Annotated in this window: 20 protein-coding genes and 3 pseudogenes; 13 read left to right on the forward strand and 10 right to left on the reverse strand. The window is 58.5% G+C overall.

The annotated features are described in order from the left end of the window. Positions 1 to 140 precede the first annotated feature (140 nt). From AC1RT2_RS30595 to AC1RT2_RS30605, 3 genes are all read left to right on the forward strand, one after another. Positions 141 to 1,010 carry a LysR family transcriptional regulator gene (locus tag AC1RT2_RS30595; protein WP_493108092.1) on the forward strand — a complete coding sequence of 290 codons (870 nt, stop codon included), beginning with the start codon at positions 141 to 143 and terminating at the stop codon, positions 1,008 to 1,010. A gap of 626 nt (positions 1,011 to 1,636) precedes the next feature. Next, positions 1,637 to 2,245 carry a TetR family transcriptional regulator gene (locus AC1RT2_RS30600; RefSeq protein ID WP_493108094.1) on the forward strand — a complete coding sequence of 203 codons (609 nt, stop codon included), beginning with the start codon at positions 1,637 to 1,639 and terminating at the stop codon, positions 2,243 to 2,245. A gap of 5 nt (positions 2,246 to 2,250) precedes the next feature. Next, entirely contained in the window at positions 2,251 to 3,276 is a 1,026-nt protein-coding gene (locus AC1RT2_RS30605; protein ID WP_493108095.1) for an NAD-dependent epimerase/dehydratase family protein, read from the forward strand. Here the strand turns inward: AC1RT2_RS30605 and AC1RT2_RS30610 are convergent. After that, positions 3,267 to 3,662, reverse strand: a complete 396-nt coding sequence (locus tag AC1RT2_RS30610; protein ID WP_493108097.1) for a MerR family transcriptional regulator — start codon at positions 3,660 to 3,662, stop codon at positions 3,267 to 3,269. The two genes, AC1RT2_RS30605 and AC1RT2_RS30610, sit on opposite strands and share 10 nt — an antisense overlap. Before the next feature lie 70 nt (positions 3,663 to 3,732). Here AC1RT2_RS30610 and AC1RT2_RS30615 point away from each other — a divergent pair, with 70 nt between their 5' ends. After that, positions 3,733 to 4,716, forward strand: a complete 984-nt coding sequence (locus tag AC1RT2_RS30615) for an aldo/keto reductase (RefSeq protein WP_493108098.1) — start codon at positions 3,733 to 3,735, stop codon at positions 4,714 to 4,716. A 152-nt stretch (positions 4,717 to 4,868) separates the two neighbouring features. On the opposite strand, the gene AC1RT2_RS30620 is transcribed toward AC1RT2_RS30615, so the two are convergent. Genes AC1RT2_RS30620 through AC1RT2_RS30630 form a run of 3 tightly spaced genes read right to left on the reverse strand, consistent with a single transcriptional unit; the run spans position 4,869 to position 9,997 of the window. Further along, on the reverse strand, positions 4,869 to 7,982 hold the full coding sequence (locus tag AC1RT2_RS30620; RefSeq protein WP_493108100.1) for an efflux RND transporter permease subunit: 3,114 nt from the start codon (positions 7,980 to 7,982) through the stop codon (positions 4,869 to 4,871). Further along, entirely contained in the window at positions 7,982 to 9,085 is a 1,104-nt protein-coding gene (locus AC1RT2_RS30625; protein ID WP_493108101.1) for an efflux RND transporter periplasmic adaptor subunit, read from the reverse strand. Before AC1RT2_RS30625 ends, AC1RT2_RS30620 begins: the two co-directional genes overlap by 1 nt. Positions 9,086 to 9,103: 18 nt before the next feature. Then, the gene (locus AC1RT2_RS30630; protein WP_493108102.1) at positions 9,104 to 9,997 is read right to left on the reverse strand and encodes an NAD(P)/FAD-dependent oxidoreductase; all 894 of its coding nucleotides are present in this window, start codon (positions 9,995 to 9,997) and stop codon (positions 9,104 to 9,106) included. A 95-nt stretch (positions 9,998 to 10,092) separates the two neighbouring features. Here AC1RT2_RS30630 and AC1RT2_RS30635 point away from each other — a divergent pair, with 95 nt between their 5' ends. The 4 genes and pseudogenes from AC1RT2_RS30635 (at position 10,093) to AC1RT2_RS30650 (ending at position 12,157) form a co-directional block, all read left to right on the forward strand. After that, positions 10,093 to 10,776, forward strand: coding sequence for a TetR/AcrR family transcriptional regulator (locus tag AC1RT2_RS30635; RefSeq protein WP_493108104.1), 684 nt, complete (start codon positions 10,093 to 10,095; stop codon positions 10,774 to 10,776). 60 nt (positions 10,777 to 10,836) lie between these two features. After that, positions 10,837 to 10,989: pseudogene (locus AC1RT2_RS30640) on the forward strand (helix-turn-helix domain-containing protein); the annotation flags it as partial. 312 nt (positions 10,990 to 11,301) lie between these two features. Beyond that, complete coding sequence (locus AC1RT2_RS30645) at positions 11,302 to 11,652, forward strand: MbcA/ParS/Xre antitoxin family protein (protein WP_493108106.1); 351 nt, start codon at positions 11,302 to 11,304, stop codon at positions 11,650 to 11,652. A gap of 7 nt (positions 11,653 to 11,659) precedes the next feature. Then, positions 11,660 to 12,157, forward strand: coding sequence for an RES family NAD+ phosphorylase (locus AC1RT2_RS30650; RefSeq protein ID WP_493108158.1), 498 nt, complete (start codon positions 11,660 to 11,662; stop codon positions 12,155 to 12,157). A 311-nt stretch (positions 12,158 to 12,468) separates the two neighbouring features. On the opposite strand, the pseudogene AC1RT2_RS30655 reads toward AC1RT2_RS30650, so the two are convergent. Then, a pseudogene (locus tag AC1RT2_RS30655) lies at positions 12,469 to 12,948 on the reverse strand (3'-5' exonuclease); the annotation flags it as partial. Between the two features lie 234 nt (positions 12,949 to 13,182). Here AC1RT2_RS30655 and AC1RT2_RS30660 point away from each other — a divergent pair. Together AC1RT2_RS30660 and AC1RT2_RS30665 are read left to right on the forward strand one after the other, a co-directional pair. Further along, entirely contained in the window at positions 13,183 to 13,581 is a 399-nt protein-coding gene (locus AC1RT2_RS30660) for a hypothetical protein (protein ID WP_421590576.1), read from the forward strand. A gap of 108 nt (positions 13,582 to 13,689) precedes the next feature. Continuing rightward, a complete protein-coding gene (locus AC1RT2_RS30665; RefSeq protein WP_493108108.1) occupies positions 13,690 to 14,025 on the forward strand; it encodes a hypothetical protein in 336 nt (111 codons plus the stop codon). 83 nt (positions 14,026 to 14,108) lie between these two features. On the opposite strand, the gene AC1RT2_RS30670 is transcribed toward AC1RT2_RS30665, so the two are convergent. Together AC1RT2_RS30670 and AC1RT2_RS30675 are read right to left on the reverse strand one after the other, a co-directional pair. Further along, a complete protein-coding gene (locus AC1RT2_RS30670) occupies positions 14,109 to 14,333 on the reverse strand; it encodes a hypothetical protein (RefSeq protein WP_493108110.1) in 225 nt (74 codons plus the stop codon). A gap of 2 nt (positions 14,334 to 14,335) precedes the next feature. Next, positions 14,336 to 15,637 carry a hypothetical protein gene (locus AC1RT2_RS30675; RefSeq protein WP_493108112.1) on the reverse strand — a complete coding sequence of 434 codons (1,302 nt, stop codon included), beginning with the start codon at positions 15,635 to 15,637 and terminating at the stop codon, positions 14,336 to 14,338. A 151-nt stretch (positions 15,638 to 15,788) separates the two neighbouring features. On the opposite strand from AC1RT2_RS30675, the gene AC1RT2_RS30680 reads away from it, so the two are divergent. Together AC1RT2_RS30680 and AC1RT2_RS30685 are read left to right on the forward strand one after the other, a co-directional pair. Continuing rightward, positions 15,789 to 16,736 (forward strand): DMT family transporter, encoded by a 948-nt coding sequence (locus AC1RT2_RS30680; RefSeq protein WP_493108114.1) that lies wholly within the window; start codon positions 15,789 to 15,791, stop codon positions 16,734 to 16,736. A 406-nt stretch (positions 16,737 to 17,142) separates the two neighbouring features. After that, the gene (locus AC1RT2_RS30685; protein WP_493108115.1) at positions 17,143 to 17,403 is read left to right on the forward strand and encodes a hypothetical protein; all 261 of its coding nucleotides are present in this window, start codon (positions 17,143 to 17,145) and stop codon (positions 17,401 to 17,403) included. Between the two features lie 156 nt (positions 17,404 to 17,559). On the opposite strand, the gene AC1RT2_RS30690 is transcribed toward AC1RT2_RS30685, so the two are convergent. Beyond that, positions 17,560 to 18,261, reverse strand: coding sequence for an IS6 family transposase (locus AC1RT2_RS30690; RefSeq protein ID WP_493108118.1), 702 nt, complete (start codon positions 18,259 to 18,261; stop codon positions 17,560 to 17,562). Positions 18,262 to 18,368: 107 nt separating this feature from the next. Between AC1RT2_RS30690 and AC1RT2_RS30695 the strand changes: the two are divergent. Continuing rightward, positions 18,369 to 18,614, forward strand: a pseudogene (locus AC1RT2_RS30695) (IS110 family transposase); the annotation flags it as partial. Positions 18,615 to 18,628: 14 nt separating this feature from the next. Here AC1RT2_RS30695 and AC1RT2_RS30700 read toward each other — a convergent pair. Next, complete coding sequence (locus AC1RT2_RS30700) at positions 18,629 to 19,006, reverse strand: hypothetical protein (protein WP_493108120.1); 378 nt, start codon at positions 19,004 to 19,006, stop codon at positions 18,629 to 18,631. Then, positions 19,003 to 25,095 (reverse strand): RHS repeat-associated core domain-containing protein, encoded by a 6,093-nt coding sequence (locus tag AC1RT2_RS30705; protein WP_493108122.1) that lies wholly within the window; start codon positions 25,093 to 25,095, stop codon positions 19,003 to 19,005. The genes AC1RT2_RS30700 and AC1RT2_RS30705 overlap by 4 nt, the downstream gene beginning before the upstream one ends. Positions 25,096 to 25,139: the final 44 nt, after the last annotated feature.

A 25,139-nucleotide genomic window follows, 5' to 3' on the forward strand; every position in this document is an offset into this window, starting at 1 on the left:
ACCGTCCTGAAGAATTTCCCCTCGCGGCCGGTGGATGAAGAAAAGTTGACAGAAAGCCATAATCCTGTAAATCAAATTATTATGGTAATTATATTCGTATTTCTCGAACTTTCTCATTCATTCCAAATGGGACGGGACACATGAATCTTTCTCACGTGCACACGTTTCTCGTGGTGATGGAAACGGGCAATCTCAATAAGGCTGCCGCCAAGCTGAACGTCACGCAGTCGACAGTGACGGCGCGCATCAACGCGCTCGAAGATGTGCTTGGTCAGAAGTTGCTGCGGCGGGTCAAGTCCGGCGCCGAGCTGACAGCCACTGGTTCCAAATTCGTCAAGCACGCCCAGATCCTCATGCAGGTCTGGAACCAGGCTCGTCACGATACCTCGCTGCCGAGCGGATTTGACGACGTGTGCAATCTTGGCTGTACCGACGCGCTGTGGAGCGGAGCGGGAGAACTGTGGCTCAATATCACCCGCTCGCGCTGCCCGACGGTCGCGGTGAACGTCGAGAGCGGGAGCGAGGCGGAGGTGCGTCCGTGGATCATCAACTCCATTGTCGACGTCGCTATCGCCTATGAGGCGCCACCGTCGACCGGCTTTTCCATTAGTCCGCTTTTCGAAGATATCGTCATCGAGGTGGCGACGGTCGAGCGCGGCCTGATGCGGTGGGACCCGATGTACGTCTATGTCGATCACGGCGAAGAGTTCCGCCGCTGGCACGCCGAGACGTTTCCGGTTGATGACACAGCTGTGGTGACGTTCACTAACGGCGTCTTCGCCTTGAACCATATTCTTAAATGGGGCGGATCGGCCTATTTGCCGTATCGGATCGCCAAGGACCGAATGGACGCCGGCCAGATTTTCGAAGTGAAGGATGCTCCTCGCTTTCGCCGCACCGCCTATCTCGCCCGTAACACGGCTCGAACCGAGAACTGGTCGTGGTTCGATGAAGTGCATTCGGGGTTCAGACAGGCTGCGGAAGAACTTGAGCTTTCCGCTCTGCGCTGATTTTGGCCTCGCGGGAAAGCTTGGGCCGGATAGGTACCTATCTGGGGGAAACAACAGCACCTCGTTTGGTACATACGTACAAAATACTTTCGTACATACGTACCAATTAGTCAAGTGCTCTTGGCTGGCGCCCTTCGGGCCGGAGTGCCCGCGACACAGAGGTTATGACGCCAACGATCGAATTGAGCAGCTAGCCAAACCTAAGTGCCGACCCATTGACAAGAACGTCATCAGACCCGTCAAGACAATGCTGATACGTATAGGCAGGACAGAATTTTTTGCGCTCTTGAAGGGAATCGAACCGCCGGCCTCGATCTAAGGATCTACAGGGCATTGAAATCATTGCATTTCACGGTAAGGCGAAAGGTAAGGTTGATCCTCTCTCCTGTCACCTGCTTTGTGCGAGCCACAGCATGTTGCCAATTACGTTGGGTCTCCGCAGAAGGCTGCCGCGTATACGCCGTCAACAGTGTGTCGGCCTAGGCGTCGCGTTCGCGATATTTTGGCATAACGACCGGTTAGGCACGGGTGCTCAATCTGGAAGTTCCGCTCCGGTTCTTTTTATGCTGGACATCCACACGATGATTTATTTATAACCATCTGGTTGGAAATAAATTGAGGTCACCATGGGCAGGAAACGTGTTATCGACCAGCAGTCGGTGCTTGATGCCGCTGAACGGGTTGTCGGGCGGGATGGCGCGGCCAGCTTGACCATTGATGCCGTAGCCAAGGAAGCAGGGATCAACAAGGCCAGCGTGCTCTATGATCACAAGTCGAAGCAGGCGCTGGTGGAAGCCGTCGTTGACCGAGCCTTTGAGCGAGACAATGCCCATCATGTCGGGATCGAGGAACAGCTCGCCGGCGCTGACGACAGGGCAATCCGTGGTCGTATCCTTGCCGCCGCGGCGCCACCCCCGGAAGAATTCAGGTCGGTTGCACTCAACCTCAGTGCCGCCCTTGCCCTCGATGCCACTCTGCGCACCAAGATGCAGGTTAACCAGGCCCGCACCATGGCGCGCATCGTGGAGAACTCCCCATCTCCGCGCGGCGCTCTTCTCGCATATCTGGCGCTTGAGGGACTGAAATTCCTCGAACATCTCGATTTCCATTACTTTCCCCGTGGGGAGCGCGACAGGCTTCTTCGCGAAATCAACTGGCTCGTGACAGTTCAACCGGGAGAGAGCGATCTTCCCGATGTTGCGGCGGGCTGGTCCTCAGAAAAATACATCAGGTGAAGGACATGATTGAAAGCAATGCCGCACAGGCCGTGGCCACGGATAAACTCGTCCCGTTTCAACGGATCTTTCTGACCGGAGGCAGCGGCTATCTGGGCCGTAATCTCGTCCGGCATTTCGTCGCCCGCGAGATCAACGTTACGGCTCTTGCGCGCAGTGATAAATCTGCGGAACTGGTGGGTTCCCTAGGTGCTACGGTCGTGGGTGGCGACTTGTTGGACGCTTCGCTTTCCGCGGCCATGGCAGGATGCGATGCGCTGATCCATGCCGCGGCAGACACCGGCCACGGACCCGCCACGGAAAGGCAGCGACGCGTTAATGAAGACGGCACCCGCGCCGTGATCGAGGCGGCGCGCCGGGCCGGCATTCGCAAGGTCATCCATCTGAGCACGGAATCCGTTCTTGCCACCGGCAGGCCTCTGGTCAATGTCGATGAGACCATGCCATTGCCGCAGAAGCCGGTTGGCGGATACTCGCGCACGAAGGCGGCAGCCGAGCGCATCGCGCTTGCCGCCAATGCAGACGATTTTGCGGTCGTCGTTCTGCGTCCGCGTTTCGTCTGGGGCCGGGATGACACGACGGCCCTTCCGGCACTCACTGAGGCGGTAATATCCGGCAAGTTCGCCTGGATCAGCGGCGGCACCTATCTCACCTCGACCACCCATATCGGCAATCTTTGCAACGCCGTCGAACTCGCTCTTGGCCGTGGTCGTGGCGGGGAAGTCTATTTCGTTTCGGATGGCGCGCCCGTTGCTTTCCGCACGATCGTGTCGGCGCTTCTCGAGACACAAGGGCTTCAAATTCCACAAAAGATCGTGCCGCGTGCCCTGGTCCGTACTGTCGCTGCCCTCGGTGACACTCTGGTAGCACTCTCCGGCGGCAGGATCGTTCCACCGCTGACAAGGCAGGGATATGCCACTTCTGCGGTGGAAGTCTCGTTCGATATCGGCAAGGCCAGGCGCGAGCTTGGATACGAACCGGTGATATCGAGGGATGAAGGGCTGGCCGAACTACGTGCCCTTCAGCACTGATAGTCTTCAAGGCGGGGCGCATCGTCAGGCTTGCCCGCCTTGACCCAGTCCACCTTGCCATGCAGGAAAGACAGGGCCGCATCCAACGCGGCCTTTCGTTCCTCCAGCCGGGCGATCTGCTTCTGCAGGACAGCGATCGTGCGTTCGGCCGACTGCTCGCCGGCACGATATTCTTCATTCAGCGCGAGAATCTCCCCCAGCGAGTAACCCAGTGTCTGCTGCAGTCGTATCATACGGGCGGTCGTCACATCTTCCCGGCGGAACGTCTGGTAAGGGTTCGAGCCTCCCTTGGCACTGCGTTCAGGCTTCAGAAGCCCTTTGGCAATGTAAAAGCGGATCGTATCAACGGGCAAATCGGTGGCTCTGGCAAATTCCGAAATCAGCATGCGTCAGCCCTTGACCATAGACTATACTCCATACTTATAAGGCATGCTTGTCAAAATGTGGAGACCCAATATGACAAGTGAAATCACCTCTATGCGGCAGGTACAGCTCGGACAGACAGGTCCCTTGATCGGCGTCCAGGGCCTTGGCTGCATGGGCATGAGCGAGTTCTACGGCGAAACGGACGAAGCTGAATCCCGTGCCACGCTGGAACGGGCGCTGGAACTGGGCGTGACGATGTACGACACGGCAGACATGTATGGCGTGGGTTCGAACGAAGAGTTTCTGGCGCCCTTCATCGCCGCCCATCGTGATCGGATCACTATCGCCACCAAGTTCGGCTATACGCGCACGCCTGAAGACCCCAACGACTGGAGCCTCGACAACCGTCCGGAATTTATCAGGACTGCGGTCGAACGCTCGCTGAAGCGTCTCGGCGTCGATGTGATCGACCTCTATTACATGCACCGTCGCGATGGTGTCACTCCTTTGGAAGAGTCGATCGGCGCCATGGCCGACCTGGTCAAGGAAGGCAAGGTGAAGTGGCTCGGCCTATCTGCCGTCAGCGCCGAAGAACTGCGGACAGCGCATGCCATCCACCCGATTGCCGCCTTGCAGTCGGAATGGTCAATCGTCACCCGCGATATCGAAAAAGACATCGTACCGGCCGCAGCCAGCCTGGGCGTCACCATCATCCCCTATTCGCCGCTCGGCCGAGGCATGCTGACAGGTCAGGCATTCGCCGGGGGCCTATCTGGAACCGATGCTCGCCAGCATTTCCCGCGCTTCTCCGAAGAGAACCGCGAGGCGAACCTTCGTCTGGTGGCAAAGATCGAAGAAATTGCGTCGGCCAAGGGCGTGACCGCGGCACAGCTTGCCCTGGCATGGCTCTATGCCCAGTCCAGCTCGCTGAATGCAAAGACCGTTCCGATCCCCGGCACACGCAAGCGCACAAGGCTTGTCGAAAACCTCGCGGCAGTTTCGATCGAACTTACCAACGACGAGGTCGTTATGCTGGAGCCGCTTGCTGCGGCAGTGCAAGGCATCGCCGTATAAGACACTGCGCGGCCGCTGGCCGCGCACCTTCTTTCACGCCTTTAAAGGACTCGAACTCGCCACCTACACATTTCTGATGAGCTCATCTCGTTGAACGCCCATGATAATGTTCTTTCGGCGCCGTGGCGGTCGGCCATCATGTCCTCTCGTCTTCATTCCGCAGCAATCACCAGTGGCAGCTCGGGCTCCTCGGCGTTTACGGTGGCGTGCACCTGATCTTCGGTCGGCTTGATCTGGAACCATGCTGCGTATAGCGCCGGCAGGAAGAGCAGGATCAGCACCGTGCCAACAGCCGTGCCGCCGATCAGGGTGTAGGCCATCGACCCCCAGAAGACCGAGTGGGTCAGCGGAATGAATGCGAGGACTGCGGCAAGCGCCGTGAGGATCACGGGCCGCGTCCGCTGAACAGTTGCCTCGATGATCGCGTGATAGTCATCAAGACCTGCGGCCCGATTGTCCTTGATCTGCTCGGTCAGGATGAGCGTGTTGCGCATCAGAATTCCGGCGAGCCCGATCAATCCAAGGATGGCGTTGAAGCCAAAGGGCTGATCGAACAGCAACAGTGCCGGCACGGCACCCGCCAGGCCAAGGGGCGCGGTCAGCATGACCATAGTCATGGTCGACAGGCTGCGAACCTGCAGAATGACAACGGTCAGCATTGCTGCAATCATCAAGGGGAACACCTTGACGAGGGCGACGTTCGCCTTGAGCGACTCTTCGATATTGCCACCCATTTCGATCCGGTAGCCGACGGGAAGTGATGCGATCAACGGCTGCAGGGCGCTCATGACAGCTTGCGAAACCTCAGGCGGCTGCGTTGCCTCGTTGATATCCGAGCGGATGGTGATGACCGACATGCGGTCACGGCGCTTCATGATAGGTTCTTCGAAAGTAACCTCGGAGTGTCCGATCTGATCGAGAGGCACGGCGCGGCCGTCCCTGCTGATCAGAGAGAAGTCCCCCAGCCGCGAGGGGTCTAGGCGGATTTCGCCGCCGCTGCGAGCGACCACTGGAACGTTCCGGATGTTCTCGCGGATCTGGGTGATCGGCACGCCCGAGAGAAGCAGTTGCATCTGCTGGGCCGCCTCGGCCGGTGAAAGGCCGATGAGGTTGAGCCTCTCCTGGTCGGGGATAAACCGGACGACGGGTGTGCGATTGCCCCAGTCGCGGTTGGCCTGGCGAATGTCAGGCACGGTTTTCATGATGGCGAGCGCCTGTTCGGAAATCTCATAGAGCTTTTTCGGATCAGGTCCCATGATGCGAAACTCGACCGGGAACGGTGTGTAGGGTCCGAACACAAGTTGGGTGACGCGCAAGGAGGCCTCAGGCGCAAGTCCTTCGGAGATGGCCGCACGCAGGCGATGCTTGAGGCCCTCACGGGCTTGCGCATTCGGCGTGAGCGCGACTATCTTGGCGAAGGCAGGGTCCGGCAATTCCGGCGCCATGGCAAAGAAGAAGCGCGGCGCGCCCTGGCCGATATAGCTGGTGACGATCTTGGATTCCGGCTGCTGCTTCAGCCACTTTTCCAGCTTTTCGACGGTTGCGGTGGTCGTTTCGATGCTGGTCCCTTCGGGCAAGCGTACTTCGACCAGAACTTCGGGACGGTCGGATGTCGGGAAGAACTGTTGCTTGACGCTACCCATTCCCACAACCGAGAGGCCCATGACGACCACAACGGCGGCGCAGGTCAGGAATTTGTGGCGGACCGCGAACTTGATGACGGACCGCAGGCGCTGGTAGTTCGGCGTGCCGTAGATCGCCTCGTGACCGCCGGTGACAGGCTTGATGTCGGGGAGCAACTTGACGCCGAGATAGGGTGTGAACACCACCGCGATGATCCAGGACACGATCAGGGCGAAGCCAACGACCCAGAAGATGTTGCCGGCATATTCGCCAGCGGTCGATTTGGCAAAGCCGACCGGCATCAGGCCGATAATGGTAACGAGCGTACCCGAGAGCATCGGTGCTGCCGTATGGCTCCAGGCATAGGCGGCTGCTTTGATACGGTCCATGCCTTCTTCCATCTTCACCACCATAACTTCAATGGCGATGATGGCGTCGTCGACAAGCAGACCGAGCGCGAGGATCAGGGCGCCGAGCGTGATGCGGTCGAAGAACCGTCCGGTTTCCAACATGATCAGAAACACGACGGCGAGCGTCAGCGGCACGGCGAGCGCCACGACGATACCCACGCGCCAGCCGAGCGCAATCAAGCTGACGAACAGTACGACGCCAAGCGCCATAGCAAATTTCAGCATGAACTCGCCGACCGCTTCCTGGATATTGACGGCCTGATCGCTGACCTTGGCAAGCGTCATGCCGAGCGGAAGCGACTGCGCGATAGCGGCCGATCTCTCCTCAAGCGCTTTGCCGAGCTCCAGGCCGTTCCACCCCGACTGCATGACAGCGCCGAGCATGATCGCGGGCTCGCCGTCATGGCGGATGATATAGGTTGCCGGGTCTTGGTAGCCGCGACGGATGTCGGCGATATCGGACAGCTTCAACGTACGCCCACCGGCGACGATCGGTGTGTCGGCGATGGCTTGGATATCGTTGTAGGCGCCGTCAAAGCGGATAAAGACCTGCGGTCCGCGTGTATCGATTGAGCCGGCCGGCGTGATATTGTTCTGGTTCTGGAGAGCCGAAGCGATGCTCTGGGTCGAGATGCCGAGCGTGGCGAGCTTGGCAAAAGAGAATTCGACGAAGATCTGTTCCGGACGTTCGCCGAGAATGTTGATCTTCTTGACGCCTGGAACGTGCAGGAGATCCTGACGGATGGTTTCGGCCTGGCGAACAAGATCGCGCATCGGCATGCCCTTGGCTTTCAGTGCATAAAGGCCGAAGCTGACATCCGAATATTCGTCGTTCACGAAAGGCCCGAAGACACCGGGGGGAAGGTGCCGCGCCTCGTCGCCCAGTTTCTTGCGCGCCTGATAGAACTCCTCCTCCACGGCAGTGGCCGGCGTATTGTCCCTTAGTGTCAGCGTCAAATAGGCGTAACCGGGACGGGTCGTCGTCTCGACACGGTCATACCAGGTCAGCTCCTGGAGTCGCTTTTCCAGCGGTTCGGCGACAAGGTCCTGCATTTCGCGGGCGGTCGCACCCGGCCAGACGGACGTCACCGTCATCGTCTTGATGGTGAAGGACGGATCTTCCGCGCGCCCGAGGCTCAAAAAGGCATAGACGCCCGCGGCCGCCAGAAGAACGATAAAAAACAGGGTGACGGCCCGCTCACCAACGGCGAGCGCGGAAAGATTGAAGCTCATTAGTTTGATGCCTCTTTCTTTTCGACGCTGGTGCGAATTTTCTCGCCCTCAGTCAGGAGATGGGCGCCTAGTGCGACGACCGTTTCTCCTGCCTTCAAGCCCGATACGATTGCGCTGTCCTCGCCCAATCGTTCGACGTTCAAGGGACGGAAGTGGACGCTGGAAGCCTTTTCATCGACGACCCAGGCGCCCGTGCGATTCCCATCGTCCAGGATGGACCCGACCGGTATCTCGGCATGAACGAGCGTCTCCGTGTTGGCGATCTTGATGGTGACGGTCGCGCCGAGCGGCGCATCCGCAACAGTTCCTTGCAATACCCAGCGCGCCTCGTATGTGCGTGTCTGCGGATCCGCGGAGGCGGAGATCTGACGCAGCACCGCGTTATCTTCAGCTGCCCTGCCGTAGATGCTCGCCCGTGCCGTCGCACCGGGCTCGGGTCTCATGTTTTCCGGCATCCAGACCAGTGCCTCGCGCGCCCCGGATTTTGCGAGCTTGACGATCGTCTGGCCGGCAGCAACCACCTGTCCCGGCTCGCCCAAGGTTTCGACAATCGTGCCGTCAACGTCGGCCAAGAGAACGGTGTAGGTCGCCTCGTTCTCGGCGACTGTCGCCTCGGCTTCTGCCGCAGCAAGCTGTGCTGCGGCAGTGTCCAGCACCGCTTTCGCTCTCTCGTACTGCTGCGTCGAGGCCGCACTGGTCTTCACTAGTGCCGCGAAGCGCCTTTCATCGCTAACGGCCTGGACATATGTTGCCTGTGCTGCAGCGACTGCGTTGCGCTTTGCCGTCAGGGCGAGACGCAGATCCGTTCCGTCGATCTTCATCAGCGGCTGTCCCGCCTTGACGTCCTCACCGAGATTGACAAGTCGCTCGACGATCTTGCCCGGAACGCGGAAACTGAGATCGCTTTGAACCCGTGCCGCGATCGTTCCGGTAAAGCTGCGTGAAACGCTGTCGGGTGTCCTGACCTTCACGACGCTGACAAGCGGAACCGCAATCCTCGGGTCGGCCGCTGCGGAAACTTTTTCCGTGGGCCAGAACACGACTGCCGCCGTTGCCGCGCCGGTCATGACCACCGCTGCGGAGAAGAGAAACTTGGTTTTCATGGACTGCCCCTTCTTCTATCAAGTCAACATGGACTGCTGTGCGGAGATCCCCGCCGTCGCGCCTTGCGAGATGGCCGTGGTAACAGAGGGCATGCCGGGGTTGGCTAGGTCGCCGGCGGAGTAGATGCCAGGCACGCTGGTTTCGCGGCGCTCGTCGACTTTGAGGGCAATACCGGTTGGCGTATTCACCGTGGCGAGGCCCAACGGTTCATGCAGAGTTGCGGACGGCGTGTTGCGTGGATGCGCGAACAGGATGTCGAGAGCAACATCAAGGCCGGCATCGAGCCTGATAGTGGCATTGTGGCCCTCATGACGGGCGACTTCAGTGATCCGGCCATCGACGAGAGGTGTGTTGCGACGCTCCAGATCGGCCCGAATATCCGGCGCGATGTCGTGACCATCGGCGAAGACCGTCAACATGTCGGTCCAATCGTGGAACAGCCTGACCTGATTCATCGACTGTGGGCCGGACCAGACGAGGCCCCAATGTTGGCCGGCGAATTCAAAGCCGTCGCAATAGGGGCAAGGCACGATGGCCGTGCCCCAGCTCTCGGCAAAGCCCGGGACATCGGGCATCTGGTCTACCACGCCATAGCTCAGGATCAGGCGCCGCGCATCCAGGCTTTCGCCATCACCGGTAATGACGGTGAAATTGTCGATGGCGCCGGAGATGCTGTCGGCACGGGCGTTGAGCAGATTGACCGTGGGATAACGCGCCAGTTGCTGTCTCGCCTCGGCAAGGATGTCCATCGGGGGCTTGTGATCGTGGCCGAGCAGACCATGCGAGTGGCCGGCAAAGCGATTGCGCTGCAGGCCGGTATCAAGAACGGTGACCTTGCGGCGGGCCCGGCCGAGTTGAAGGGCGGCGGCGAGACCGGCAAAGCTGCCGCCGATGATGATGACGTCGTTCATGATAGGCTCCGTGTCCACTCTGTGGCTTGCGCATTTATGATACTTTGTGGTATCGTAATTGATGAATTATGATACTGTCAAGGATCGAAATTGCCATGAATGAAAATACCCCGAACCGGCGCGGCCGGCCCGCCAACGAGGCGCTTGGCCAGACGATCATCGACGCTGCGTGCGAACTCTTTGTGGAATTAGGGTTTCAGGCGACCACCCTCGACAAGGTCGCCAGACGAGCAAAGATATCCAAGCTCAGCATCTACAGGCACTTCGAGAACAAGGAGGCGCTGTTCAGCGCGGCCATCGCTGCTCGCTGCCATCAGTTCGCACCACAAGCCCTTGTTGAAGGCACCGAGGGCTCGGCCCAAGAGCAGCTCATGGCGGCAGGATCATCCCTGCTTCACACGCTGTTGAGCCCGGACGTCCGCAGCGTCGAAGCCATGATCATGGCCGACAAGACGAACCAGAGGTCATTGAGCAAGCTCTTCTACGAAGCCGGGCCCGCCCACGTCATCGCCCAGATCGAGGACCTTTTACGTCAGTTGCATGCAAAGGCGGCTCTGAACGTACCCGATCCTCGCCAGTCCGCCCGCCTGTTTGGCGCGCTCATCAAAGGATCCGATCTTCTGCTCATCACCCGCTTCGATGAGGCGAGAGCAAAGGACGAAAACGAAATCGAATCCTATTGCCGTTCAGCCGTCGCCATGTTCATCGCCGCGCACCGCGGCGCCGGCGCGATTATGGATGGGAGGGTTAGCGCCGATCAGGCCAAGGATATCGTATGACAGTTGAGAAAGTTTTCCAGGTAGCCGACTGAAATGGCCAGTGCGGAGAGCGTTGGGTCGCTTAACCATGTCAGCCAGCCGGTCTTTGCACGCTATCTGAACTCGAGCCAATCGACGGTTCAAAAGTGGGAAACCGGTGCCAAGCGCCCAAGTGGGCCTGCGCTCAAGCTCCTCTCGCTTGTGAAAAAGCACGGACTGCAGATGCTCGCGTAGGCGGAACGCCATTGGATGGTGGGTAGCGTTCAACTTTGAGCGAGTGCGAGCAGGATGTGCTCCAGTCATCGCCTACATGGGTGAGCTCCGGCGGCTTCGGCGGCAATGGCAGGATGCTGATGTTTTCGGGCACGACGAGTTGTCGGGAATATACCATCTTGCCCGATCCATGATGAGGATGGCCTGGGCAGACGCGACCTGCGAGCGTATCCCTCTCTCCTTCCTCCCTAATTTTGCCTTCCCTTGAATGCCGCGATTTCTGACGCTATATTGCGTCATAATGATTGGTATCGACATTCGGAGATAAAAGCTATGGGAATTGCGCAATACGCCGACGACGGACTTTTTTCGCCGCGGAAGATTGCCGACGTACTGCGCACGACGAGCGAGGAAATCGCCCGCACGGCCGGACTCGGCAAGGATGCGATCCAACGGAAGGACCGGATCCGGTCCGACAGGACGCAGCGTCGTCTGCGCGAGATGACCGAGGTCGTCAACAAGGTGGAACCGCGCTTCGGGTCGGCGCTGATGGCCTATGCCTGGTATCGCTCCGAACCGTTGCCGGGCTTCTCAGGAATGACAGCGATGCAGTTGGTTCGGGAGGGCCGCGCCGACGAGGTTCTTGACTATATCGACGCGGTCGATGCCGGCGTCCACGCCTGACAAGACGATGCGGTATGAAGGCGCACTCTTTCGAGCACTGAACCCAATCTACGCACGCGAGCCAATGTCCGGGCGCGGGGCGGAATTGTATGGCGGCCGCTTCAACAAGAAGGGCACGCCAGCGCTCTACACCTGCCTGACGGTAGTGACCGCCCTTCGCGAGGCCAACCAGGTCGGGAGCCTGCAGCCGACGACGTTAATCTCCTACGACGCCGACATCGGTCGGGTATTCGACACCAGGGACGAGGCCGCGTTGCTGGCTGAAGGGATGACACCGTCATCTCTCGCAGACCCGACATGGCGAGACCAGATGAAGGCGAGTGGCGAGGCCAGCACCCAGACTTTCGCCCGACACCTCGCCGCCGCAGGCTATCACGGCCTGCTTGTCAGGAGCTTCGCGCCCGGCGCAAACGCGGACGATCTCAACCTGGTTCTGTGGCAATGGGGCGCGGCGGCCCCCGCGCGCTTGACGCTGATCGATGACGAGAAGCGACTGTCGCGATAGCGACCGCCGCCCTCGCCCTCGTCGACCACATGGAAAGAGCCAGCTGCAAAGTCGCAATGCTGGCTCAAAGTCAATCAGGAAGCCGTGCGCGAGGCGCTCTTCATTGGCCAGCCTTCGATGGGCTCGATGTAGCGCAACTCCGTCAAAACGGCCTCCTCCGCCCGTCAACGCTACTCCTCGTCAGAAACCTCCTCGTTCCCCAACGCTTCCGCCTGCACGCCTTTCCGGCTGTGGGCGAAAATCGCCCGGGCATGAGCGGTGCTTGCCGCTCGTGCAGTACCTTGGATTCTCAGCCGTTAAGTTTACGATGCCACCTCGACCCACCAGGATTTCGGCCGCCCGTCGCTTCCGTCCGACCATCGGTAACCACGGGCCTTCAGATGGTCCGTCATCTCGAAGGGACTGTGCTCGGCAAAGATGCGAACCCGCGAGCGCTGGCTTGCCGCGAAGAGCTCGGCGAATGGTGTGTTGCCCTGCTCCGGTCCGCCATGGGCCAGAACCTCGAGCAGCGCGAAGCAGTCGTCGACGGCGCGATGTCCATCATGGAAATACCCGGCCTGCCCGACAAGGTAACCAAGCTTCGCTCCCTCGAAACCGCGGGCGGACCAGTCGATTTCAGAGACCGAGCAAGCCCACGCCTTCGGCGCGAAAGCCGAGGAGAAGGTTTCACAGAAGGGGCGGTCGAAGCCGGCATTGTGAGCAATGATCAGATCGGCAGGTTCGATCAGGGCCTTCATCTGGGCCACGTCGATCTTCTGGCCGGCCACCATGGCGTCCGTGATGCCGGTCATCCAATGACTACTTATGGCGCATCTGCGCCAGAAGACCCATTGCCTAATGCGGCCATCAAACCGCCCACCCGATCGCCTCCCATGTCTCTCGACCGGTCGATCTCCAGCATAAACGAATTGAAGCTTGTGGCTGAGCCCCATAAACCCTGCTGGCGCTATTTTTTGATTGCGGCAGCCGATCCTATGTTCTTGGAGCGTGTATCGGTTTGAATGGAAGCTGACAAAGGAATGCAGATGTCGATCACTGTCCAGAAAACAATCCCCGCTGCGCGAATGCATCAGTTTCACCAGATGGTCGAGCGGTGGCTTCAGGAAGGTCCGATCAAGCTCGCGACCAATGCCACGATCACCGCGATGGACAATGCCGCAATCCCGAAGGAAGAACAGGCGGCGATCATCGAGGACCGGGACATCATCATGAAACACAATATGCGCCTTGGCCTGATCAGCGAAGTCTTCACAGCGGCCATCGAGAAGGCTGTGAAATCAGCCCGCTCAGGACATGAGGCGCAGGACGAGATCGCTCGATTGATCGTGACTGCGATCGGCATCCGTCAGGACGATGAGAGTGAGCTGGTCACGTTCACCTTTACTACTCAAAGCGAGGCCGATGCATTCAGCGGGTTCGCCTGACGGCCGCGATCAGCGCTTCGGCGCTATGACTGCAACCGGCCCTGAGCGGTCCTGCCTTCGATACTGACCGTCAGGTCCACGAGCGTTAAGCTTGCCGCCTGGAAGCGGATGTTCTCAGCAGACAAATCTGCGGAGAAAAGCAGAAATAATGTAGACGAGAGCAACCGTGAAGCGGTCGACTGGATCAGAACGGTCCAGAACGGCCACGTTGGTTCGGAGGACCTCGGCGTCGCTTTGACGGCATCAGAGGTTGAGAAAATTCTCAGCCGCATCAGAGGAGGCGGACGTCGCAATAGCAACAAGGGCATCGCGGTACTCGCTAAAGGCAGGAAGAAAAATATGGGGTATGGAGCGAGTGCCGGCGGTGTTTTCGGCCTCGCACAATTGCAAGGACCCAGCATTTCGATGAGGCGAGTTACCGGTCTTGCCGCTTTGCGGAAGTGATAAGCAGACTGGCTGCTCTCAGGCGTCCGCCCGAGTTGTCTCAACGGCCGAAATGACGGCGCAAAGCTGCCGTGGCCGGATTCTTATTTCGCCTTGAAAGGATCTGAACCGGCGACACGTCGCCTAAGCTTGCCTAACGCATTAAAAATGTTGGAGAATGTGGTTTGGAAGGCTGCAATCCCGCAGTAGTGGAAGGCATATTCCGCTCTGAACTGATCCAGCCCGCCAAACCAGTCATAAACCCGGCGCCATGCGCCCCCTTGGAAGTTGGCCGCCTGCATCTTGGTCAATCCAAGCAGTGCCGCCACGGCTATCCGTATAGGCCGCGGCGAGCAAAGCCATGAGGCGTGACGAGTGTTCCCGCCGGAACTTCGGCTCGCAGGAGATTGAGCAACTCAGCCCAACCTCTCTGGGCGCGCGCCTCAGATTCGATGGTCTCGGCGAAGATGGCGTTCTTCATTAACTCCTGCTTCAGGTCCATGGCGTCCATCGAACCGATCTGCGCCGCCTTGGAGTGGCGGTGGTGCGTCTCTACGCCAATAATGCGGCTGGCGATCGGGATATGTTCTTCGTTCATGGACAACATAACGCCGAAAAGCATCCGGTCGCCGGCAGCCGGAGCAGAGAAGACAAGGCTCTTTGGCCCACGATCGCCCGAATAGGTCAGAGGATCGTTGGCACCGATAGTAGCGTCCTCCATTCGCGAGCTGCCGTAACAGGTAATCGTCTTCCCGAGATGCAGGACGGCTCCGGCGGAGCGGCGGATTTTTCCGCTGTGGTTCTTGTAGAAGACTTTGAATGCAAAATGATTGCGGATGCCGCCGTCGCCACCACTCAGCCGCCCCGGCGACTGGAACACGAGGAAGCTCTTGACGACTTTCGGCTCGTCGCCAAGCGACGAGAAGCGGTAACAGATGAAGTGCCGCTCGAGCGACGTCCTGTCCTTGAAACAGTCGGCGGGGGTATGGTTGAAGAGTGAATGCCAAAGTGACACAGAATTAAAATCGCCGAGTTCGATCATTCCGCCCAGATCGTATTTCAGCTGGCTGCGTGCTTTGCGCCTCTTGTGGAACTCGCGCACCTTGTGGACGAGGTTTTCGAGGCTCGCGTGTTTTTCAACCAGATGGAAAAGCTCTGTCAGAAATTGCGCGAATTCGCCCGTTTCCATATGGATGTGATGGCCAAAAAACTTCTGCTCACCATCCCGGAACGCAACCGCCAAAAGGAAAAGAAGGTAGACCGTGTAGGCCTGGATCAGGTCGGGCTTGTTGCTCTGTCGCTGGATGAAGTATCGCACCGACAACGACGAAAATTTGACGCCGATCGGGCAGCTCTTCGACGATGGCTGACCGAACTGTCCCGCGAAGGCGCAAATCGCTTCGCTCAGTCCGTGAAGACTCAGCGCATCCGACTCGCCGTCCTCGTCCTTGTGGGCACGGGAGAGTAGGTAGTGAAGCGTGTGCGTGAGATCGCCCCGCAGCGACGCATCCCCGTCAAATAGGCCTCCGATAGCGTTGACGAAGTCGTTCCACGCAGCGTTGGCCTTGTTTTTGCGAAGCTTTTCGAGATAGTCGAGATTAACGGAGAGCGCGTTGTCGCTGTTCTTGGCCATGCAGCATCCGCAGGTTTATACATGAGGGGACATTTTTTATACAAGCTTTCCCAGTTGATATAAATTTTGGCCAACTTGGTAAAGAGGCTGCCTCTATCTAACGAAAGCGGCCTTCAAGCATACTTCGTCTATCATCAGCCGGAGTGTGATCATGTCCACCATTCGAAAGCTCCAAGACCAGCTGATGACGGCGCGGTTCGTCACCGTCATCAGCTTTGCCGCATTCGCATTCGCCTTATTCCTGACCGGGCTTGCCGATATCCCGGGTAGCGTGTTGCGCGACCATGGGCTCAGCCCCCTGCAGGTAACGGTGCTGCGGACCGTGACGGTGTCGATGTTCTTCTTCGCCCTGTTTACGGCCCGAATCCTTTTCTTCAAACCGCCGAAGCTCAACCGTCGCCAGCTCAAGACGATCCTTGCCTTCGCTGTCTTCGGCGTTGTCTGCGCCAATGGCGGCACGACGCTGTCGGTGTCGCTTGCGCCGGACTACATCGCGGTACCCGTCATTTTTGCGACCAGCATTGCGACGGCGCTGCTGATTGCGGCAAGGGCCAAAAACGGCGTCGATCGTTTCGACATCGGCGCCGCCCTGTTTCTCGTCGTTCTTGTGACGGGACTGATCGCCAGCGGCGCCGGGCTCACGGAGGATGTCGATTATACGCAACTGTGGGTGCCGGTCCTTACCGGCATTGCCCAGGGCATCGCGTATCATGCCGTCGGTGACAGCAATGATGTCGATCCTTTCACCTTCTACTTCCTGTCCTTCGGCATCGGCGGAGCGGTGATGATATCGGCCGCAAGCGCGGTAGGCGTCATCGATGTTGCGGCTCTCGCCAATGGCGGGCTGTCTCAGGCGGATTGGATGCCTCTTGCGGCGCTGGGCGGGCTGCTAACCGTACTTCCCTATGTCCTGATGCGGGTGGCGGGTGCCAAGCTGTCGATGACAGCCAAGGGCAGTGCTGGAGCAGCCGAACCGATCGGCGGCGTCTCGTCCGATGCCTATCAAGGCAGCCCACCGGAATTCATCGGTCTGATGATTGTCGCGACGATTATCGCCGTTGTCCTGTGGAACGAGATACGAAAGCGCGCAACCGATTGACGATGTTCGCCAAGGATCCGCCCTGGCGACGCGGGACCGGGCCGATCCAAACGACCGCGAGAGCGGAGACGAGCAAGGCAAACACGACCACATGAATGCTTCGCGGCAGTGGTAAAACGGCCCCTGTCAAGAAGATTGCATAAGCGAACCAGGACAGGAGAACGACGACGACCAGACTGCGCATCGGCTCTGCTCCAAGGGTTGAGCTACGACCTTATCAGCGCTACTGTATTGAGTCGAATCCGACTGATACCGATTCTGTGGAAGACATCATCATCCAAAATGATCGTGGCGCAGCGATAGTCCGCCAACATCCGCATCACGCGGGCTCTTTGCTGGCTACCGTGTTTGGATCCTCCATCGCTGCCAGGTCACGTTCGACTTTGCCAAGCAACCGGCGTTTCAGTTGAAGCCCCGCCTCGAAGGCAAAGCCGTCGCCGAGCCGTGGCCTGTAGGAGGCAACCCTTCGCTCCGCTTCGACCTGGCGCAGTTGATCGACCCGGAGACCGGCGAGGAAAAGCTGGTGCAGCTCGGCTCGACGCGCCGGCTGCGGACGGTCTACTCGGCGAACACGGCGACGGCGCATGCAGCCGGGGAATGGAAGCGGACGGAACGCAACAAGGCGTTTCTGCCCTTCCTGGTCTATCTACTTTCGACGGCCGAATGAAAACGGCCGGAACATGAGCGTTGGGTCGGCATCGTCGCGCCGGTGGAATATCCCATCTGGAAGCGGCTCTATCCGCCGAACGGCTGGGGCTGCCAGTGCCGGCATCGTAAACTTAACGGCCGCGGGCAATAGCGTAACGCCGATCGCATTTATGCGTCATGCCGGGGCGATCTTGGCCCACAGGTTCATCGCGTCTGAACGCAGTTCTCGGTAATGGCTTGAGGAGATATCGTGTCGGGGTATGTGGAACAGGTTGGCGATAGGATCGTGGTTGGAGACGAAGCGCTGTGCATGTCGCTGTGATTTGAAGCGCTTCATGATCCGCTCTCGTCGTCGGATTGGTTGGTGAGAATTCTCCGCTCGATTATTCAAGCCCTTATGCGAACGATGTTCTACTGTTGGCATAATCTCATCCTTTACGGCGCCGTAAGACCGAAGCTTGTCGGTGATCATCACCCTCGGCGCCCGGCATTGGCCTTTCAACAGCTTGTGCATCAGACGCTTGGCAGCTTTGGTATTGCGGCGGCTTTGCACCAGTACCTCCAGGACAAAGCCGTCCTGATCAACGGCACGCCATAGCCAGTGCTTTTTGCCACCGATCGATACGACGGCCTCATCGAGATGCCATTTGTCGCCGAGCCGACCGGATGAGCGGCAACGAATGTCGTTGGCGAAAAGCCGGCCGAACTTTTCCGACCACAAGCGTACCGTCTGGTGAGAGACAATGATCCCGCGAACCGCCAGCAGGTCCTCGACCATCCGCAAGCTCAAAGGAAACCGGAAATACAGCCAAACCGCGTGCGCGATGATTTCGGCGGGAAAACGATGGCGGCGGTAGAGCGAACCACGATCGGTCATCCCCCGTCGTCGCACATCAAGTTCCAAGTTCCGTTAACTTGACGATACCCCTCCTGGTGGTCCAAGTTTTCGTCCGCATCCCCGCCGGGGCAGTTCTCAGTGGCAATCAACAGTCCGGGACCTGGACCGGCCGCGCCTTCATCCGCGGCGGCCGGGCCAATGCCAGCTAGGCCCTCTACATGCCGGCACTCGTCGCCATCCGGTTCAATCCCGACCTCAAGGCAAAATACGACAAGCTCAAAGCCGCCGGAAAAGCGTCGAAAGTTGCCATCACGTCCATCATACGAAAGCTCGTCGTGCTCGGAAACGCACTGCTCAGGGAGGGCCGAACTTGGGCGCCACTCCCCACTTGACCAACACGGATACTCTAGCTCTCAAATATAGGGTCGCCCAATGCGATAACGTCAATAACGTCGTTAATGGTGGTAATTAAATAATGGACAAGCAAATCTTTGTTACGTATTTCGTACCCCTGTAAAACAAACCATTCAACCAAATCAGAATTTTTTACAATGTAAAATGAGCACCCAAGTTGAGATAAATCGGATATTTCCGACATTAATTTCAGAGAGTCACCCTCATCCATTTTCCTGTACATAAAGTACTCAAAAAAAGACAATCGAAGGGTGCCCATATCGTCATCGATCAGGTTCAGCGTTAGAACGCCCTGCCGATCAACCAAACTCTCAAGTTCATATTTCTTTCCGCTTGCATGCTCCTGAAAAATTTTAACGTATGCCTTCATTGTCCATACCTTACTTTCGTTCTGTTTCTGCCATCTTGAATTTCCAAGGTTGGCCGACCATCCGTACTATCTGGTCGAACAACGGCAGTACGTCCGCCAGGCAATGTTCCAACCCTCCCGCCATTTGGCAGGTTACGAACATTCTCAGGATTTAGATTATCAAAATCCTCATCCGCTTCGTTAATTCCTCCCGGCTTTTCCCACAAGGTCGAAGGCCCCCTAGTCTTACGTCCAGGTACAGCATCAGGAACCGGTGCTTCTTCGCTGTTGAATAGAGGTCCGGTAATCGTAGAACTAGTACAAAAATTACTTTCGGGCTGAGCGTAGGGGAAGCCCCACAACATCATCCAATTCATGTTAGCAGCTAACTGATAACTGCTACCGAACGAGTTGTGGTCATTTCGACTATCCCGATCATTCCGATAATTGTCATTAAAATCATTCCAGTGATCGCGTTCACTTTCAACACGAATTTCACGAAGCATCGTCGCGTCATCATCTACGGCATGCCCATTCGGATCGGATTTGTTAATTGGATCGTTATCGGCATAGGCATATCGGTTTGTGCCGACGCCTTGCATCGTGGGGTCCCAGTCATCGGGCGAGATGAAGCGTCCGAGGATCGGGTCCATATAGCGGGCATTGAGGTAGAGCAGGCCGGTCTCGACGTCGAAGCGCTCGCCGATATAGGCCTTCTGCGTCGACGCGCTGGGATAGACCGGCTGGCCATAGGCATAGTACGGCGTGTGCTCCGTTCTGACGCCCGCGACGTTGGTGACGGCCCTGACCGAGGCCACGTTGTCGCGGTGCAGGAAGAACTTGGCTACGCCGACGATCTTGATGTCGGGATGCGGATAGCGCGTGTAAACGTCGTTGACCGTGTCGTGCTCGACCTCGGCATCCGGATAGTAGGTGACGCCGGAGGTGGAGGATTTCTTCACCCGGGCGCCATCGGGGCCGTAGGAGAAGTTGACCGGCACATCCGCCGCCGTGCCGTTCAGCATGGTTACCCGCGACAGCCGGTTGGCGTCGTCCCAGAGGAATGTGCGTTCGCCGTCGCTCGTCATGTTGCCGTTGGCATCATAGCCGATCGCCTGCCCGCCGATGGTCAGCGGCGTGTGCGGCCGCAAAGCCGTGGCTTCCGGATAGGTCAGCGTGCCGAGCACCGAATTGCTCGTCATGTTGCCGTTCATCGCGTAGGTGTAGCTGCGGCTCTGGCTCGTACCCGCAGACGTGGACGTCAGCCGGCCGAAGGCATCGTAGGTATAGCCAACATCATTGCCCGGATCGGTGGGCTGGCGGGTGATACGCCCCGTCTTGTCACGGGTGAACGTGGTCCAGACGATGTTGGTGCCGTCTTGGGCCTTGGTATCGACCCGGGTCAGCCAGCGCCGTGTCGGCGAATAGGTGAAGGTGGTCGTGACCTTGTTGGCATAGGTGATCGACGCCGTCTGGCCATCGGGCTCATAGGTCGTCGCGTTGATGTATCCCGGGATTTTCGTCAGTTGGCCCTTGACGTTATAGATCCAGGGCGATGTGCCGACGGTGAGGTCGGGCGCGGCAACGCCGGCGCGTCCATAGGTCTTGGAGAGCGGCTGCCTGCCTTCGTCGTATCCAATCTCCTCGACATGGGCGACTTCTGCGCCGATCTTGTTCGACTTGTAGGCAAGCAGGCCGTCGGCATTGTAGGCATATTCGATCGTCGCGTGCGCATTGACGGACTTCGTCAACTGACCCCGGTTGTAATAGCCGGTCCGCGCGCCGCCATAGGTGTTGGTGGCCAGCACGGTCCCATTGACCTCACGGGTCAGCACCTGATCCAGCGCGTTGTAGGTGATGGTCGTGATCTTGCCACGCGCGTCTTTTTGCGTGACCAGACGGTTCGCGTCGTCATAGGCGTAGGTCCAGGTGCCGAGGTCCGGATCCTTCGCGCTCAGGCGATTGCCCACCATGTCATAGTCATAGGTCCAGACAGATGCGTTGTGATCCTGGACCTCCGTCAGGCGATGGAAGGCATCATAGGTGGCGCCATAAAGCGTGCGTGTCGTGTCGTCCGGTGCGCGCTGCATCACCGTGATCGTATCACCCCATGTCGATACGAAAGTGAGCGTCTCAAGGCCTTCCTCATCGGTGACAGATGTCCTCAGCAGGACGGGATTGTCGGAACGGCTGACGCTGGCAGATGCGTAATAGGCATAGGCCCTCCGGCTGGGGCTCTCGGAGGTATGGTCGGGATTGTAAACCGTCAGCGGCCGGTTGTCCCAGTCATAGGTGGTCTTCGTCCAGTAGACGGGGTCACCGACCACATAGGGCAGGCTGACCTGCCGGATGTTGCCGCGGGCGTCGAAATCGGTGTCGACCTGCGCGGTCGGCGAGGTCGCATCGCCCTTCTCCACGACACTGCGCACACGCCCGAGCCCGTCAAAGTATTGTGTCTTTTCTGCTATCTTCGAATCGGGAAGGCTGATGGTCGTGACGACATTCTGGGCCAGCGGGTCGCCAAAATTGACGTAAGCAGTCTTGACGTAGGAGCTTGTCACCGCGTTGGTCGCAGAGACCGGGCGGCAAAGCACGTCGTATTCGTAGTTCGTCGCCACCGCACTGATCGGCTTGACCCAGGCCGGTGCCTCGCACGTGCCGTCATAAGCCGCCGTCGAGACGACGTAGCCATTGACCGCCTTGCTTACAGGATAAAGGTAGTAGGTCGTGTCGTAGGTCCAGGTGGTCGTGATACCTTCGGCGGCGTTCTCCTCCGTCAGGCGGTTGCCGGAAGGGCTGTAGGTGTAGGTCGTTGTGAGCCACTTGGCGGTCGAGCCTGACCCGGACACCAGCTCATAAACCGTCGTCAGGTTACCCTTGGACGGTGCGGTTGCGTAGTCCTGCCCGTCGTACACGTAACGGGTCATCTTGATCGCAGGCGCGGTATTAGCAGTGCCGCTGTAGACATACTCCATGCGTGGGGCAGACACGACATAGGTGGAAAGATTGAGGTCGTAGTAGTACTGCGTGAACACCTCGTCGTTGTCGACGTCCACACGGCCCAGGGCCTTTTTGGTGACTATGTTGCCATAATCGTCGTAGGTCCGGATTGTCGTGAGGGTGCGCGCCGTGCCCGTCTCAAAACGCTCGGTCGTTGTCGAGATGTTCTGCGCACGGTAGGGTATCTTGGCGGTGACGACCGAATAGGCCTCCGTCGTATCGATGCGCGTCACCCCGGCGCCGTCCTTGGTGACGATCCGAGAGGGCAGTCCGACACTGGCAAAATCCTGACGATAGGTCGTCGTCACCGTCGGCGACGCAGCCTCCCCGGTGATCCTCGGCAGCGATTTGACCACCGTTCCGAAGCCCAGGAACTTACGCCGTGTCGGGTGATAATATCCCTTGGCATAGGCATAGCCGGTGGTCGACACCGCGCCGCGCCCGTCGTTCACCTTTACCGCCGTCACCGTTGGAAGCGAGAGCGGCATGTAGGTATTGGCCCAGGTCGTTGACGGCTTGTAATCGACGACGATCTGCGCGCCTTCCTGCGTCGTGATCGTGTCGAGAAGATGAGCAATGCTCGTCGTGGAACTACCGTAACGGATCAGATACGGCGTCGTCCGATGCTTCTCTTCGATTAAATCGATCCTCTTCTTGATGTACACCCAGTCCCAAAACATGACCGGGTCCGAGTAATTGGTGTTATCGCTATCACCAATTTCCTGGTCGGTAACCGTTATGATGGGTGCATAGAGCAGATCTGTCTGGCCATCTCCGTTGAAGTCGCCGGGGCGAATCCAGGGGGTTTTTGCACCTGTCGACGCCCCCCCGAGCGACAGTCCCGCAGCGGACTTTTTCAGCCTGAAGGAATAGTAGGTTTCCGACTCCCCTGCTTTGGGCACCCCCATAACCAGTTCGCTTTTGCCGTCACCATCCTGATCGACCGCAAATCCAGCTCCCGTTGGCTTCACGGGGTTACTGTCCAGAATTTTTGCTCCCGCTACCTCGATAAAACTGTCGCCGGTGGCGAGGAGGACTTGGAAGACGGGATGATAGAAAACGTTGTCTCCGCTTTGGGTAGGCGCGCTCGCGTCCCTGCGGGAAACGATATCGTTCAAACCATCGCCGTTGAGATCGACCAGGGTGCAATAGCCTGAACAAGGGCGGGTGGCTGGAAAATCACGACGAACAGATGCACCGTCTTTCCACTCGTAGCCGTAGAACCCGTCGGCTTTCCAATAGATTTTTTGTTGAGCTCCGTCGCCGTACAGGGAGGTAACGCCGATAAACTCATCCGAGATGCTGGACAGACCATCGCGCCCGTTCCCATCCGGGTCGGTGGCGATAACATTCGGATACTGCTTGCCGCAGTTTCCGGCGACCACTTCATCGGAAATCGCGACGGAATCGCTTGCCCCGCATCGATTGGTCTCGACCTCGAATGTTGCGCCCGTCTTGGTAAGGATGACCTCCGCATCAACTTGCGGCGCCGTGCCTCCCTTTCGAAACAGCAACTGCGTCTTCTTGACGTCCGCACCGAAATGCCCGGGCGTAAAAACCGGTAGAAGTTTCGAGGAGCCATGAACCAGCGCGCCGGTGCACGGGAGCGTAATGTCCGTCCTCGTAAGGCTGGTGTTGCGATCCGGGCTGTGGAGCAAAAACGAGCTGCAGGCAGCTTCTGCAGGGGTTTTCAGCTTGTGGTACAAAATCTCCGACACGCCGTCAGAGTCCACATCCATGACAGAGAGGAGGTCATTCGATTTAACCTTCCCACTCCCCGGTTGGTCGACATTCGCTGCTAGCTTGGGAACAGTCTTCAAGGCCTCGACTTCAACCGCCGCCGTCGCGCTTGCGCCTGCGTTGTAGGCAAAAACCGTCGCCGGCAGGCCCGTCCCAGAGACGATCTTCTGCTCACCATCAAGAGCCAGGTCATTGCCGAAGCGGCGCACAGATATCAGGCGAGAAGCGCCACTAACCGGCTCCACATTGTAGCGTAGCTGATAGCCGGACGTTATCACGGCGCCGGTTTTGACGATGACCGTATCCAGACGGCGCGTGATCGTCGATATAGAGTGGCCGTTGGCCATCAGCAGATAGTCAGGACGTACCTCATAATAAAATTGAACCGTGCGGTTGTTGTAGCTGATTGTCGAAACGTAGCAAACGGGCAGTGTCGTGCAGCTGTAGTTGTACGTAACCTCATTGCCATTGGTGTCCTTGAACGAGGTAACCACAAAGCGCGCCTTGTACGCTAGATCATGCGCATCACTGCCCGCAGCCGGGATCGTGGATGGCGGCGCAATGTCGCCGACCGCGCTGAATGTCGTCACAGTACCGTCGCGCCCGGTAACCTTCCAGATGCGGGTCGATGCATTGAAGCTTATTTTGAGATAGTCCTCGACCTCGGAAACGTAGTTCCCTCCGGCGAGGCACGACGCGCCGTTTTCTACCCGGTCGTCCGAGCATTTGTACAAGGCTTGGCCGTTGAGAACGTATATATCCTGCTCGGCCGCGTTCTTGCTGTCATCGAAAGACGGCACTCCCATTTTGGGCCGCATCCGCTCGATGACGGAAACGCCATTCAGGCCCCAGCCGTAGCCGAGCCAGCCCTGATAGGTGCCGCTCACCTTCGTCTTGCGACTGGAATTGTAGTTCAGGGCAAGTTTGGGCTCCAGACCGCGGAAAGCCGGAACCTCGATCGGGAAATTGTAGCTCAAACCACCCGTACTCTGGACGTCGGGCAAGGACGCCGATACCGGCACGGGATTTTCGCTCGAACCGGTGGTCTCAAGTTCTTCGGGTGGGACAGTCGCCGAGGCTGATGTCGCCGCTGCTGCCGCCCGCGCCGACGACTTCTCCGGCGCGGCGAGATCTAGGTGAGGTTGCAGGCTTTCCAGATCGTCCGGGCTAAGCACCTGCTCTTCGAGCGGGCCTTCGTAAGCGTTCGGCTCAACCGGTATTTTCGTCAGGTTGTCATCAGTACCACCAGTGCTTTCAATCAGCTGCGGAAGATTCTCGATTGGAATCTCATCGGCCAAGGCGGGGGAAATCGAAAGAGAGGAAAGGACGACAAATAAGCTGCTGACAACACAACGAAAGTGACGAAGCATGAACACGCACCTAGCCAAAGATTACACAGCGCTATCGAAGCGCG

It is taken from the genome of Shinella sp. GW821-FHT11G07, from assembly GCF_058808115.1.